General features: G+C 74.4%; 1 protein-coding gene. It reads left to right on the forward strand.

The genetic code is table 11. The annotated features are described in order from the left end of the window. Window positions 1-503: hypothetical protein (locus D7V97_RS45175; RefSeq protein ID WP_120616308.1), on the forward strand; the 503-nt coding region annotated here is incomplete at its 5' end. Window positions 504-699 lie beyond the last annotated feature (196 nt).

A 699-nucleotide genomic window follows, 5' to 3' on the forward strand; every position in this document is an offset into this window, starting at 1 on the left:
GCCTCACGCTGTCGGTGGGCAACCTCCAGGGCCCCCCCTTCCAGGGCGTCGTCACCGTGGCGTTCTCCCAGGAGGGCGTGCCCGGTCAGGTGACGCGCACCCTCCGGCGCGACGCCGTGGGTTGGAGCACCGAGTTCGTCCCCCCGGAAGCGGGCCCCTGGGACGTGGACGTGCGCTTCCTCACCACCAGGCCCAAGGCCCTGCACGCGCGCTTCACGGTGAGCGAGCCCCCCGTGCCCCTCATCGTCTGGCGCGTGCTGCTGGCGATCGCCGGGGTGCTGCTGATCGTGCGGGTGATGCGCGCCGTGACGCAGCGCGGGGTGACGCCGGAGCCTCCTCCCGGAGGGGCTTCCGAGCCCGTGGCCGAGCCCGTGGCCGGGCCTGCTTCCGAGCCGCGTCCCGAGCCCGTGGCCGCGCCGCCTGCCGCCGCCCAGGTCGCGGCCCCGGAAGCCCCGGCGGAGCCCGTGGCCACACCGCCGTCGGATCCGCCCGCTGATCGGTAACACCGGCCTTCTTACAGTCCGGCCCTACAGCCCCGCGCGTTCCCGATAGGGAAAAAACCTTCCCAGGGTGGGTCTCGTCACGACCTCGTCACGGGGCATCCGCCCCGCGCGCCCCTTCCCGGTGTCCGCCAGTGCACGTCGCGGCTCCAGGCACCCGGGTTGCACGGGGAAGCAGGCAGGTCGTACGGCGTCGGGC

Source organism: Corallococcus sp. CA053C (assembly GCF_003611675.1).
Classification (GTDB): domain Bacteria; phylum Myxococcota; class Myxococcia; order Myxococcales; family Myxococcaceae; genus Corallococcus.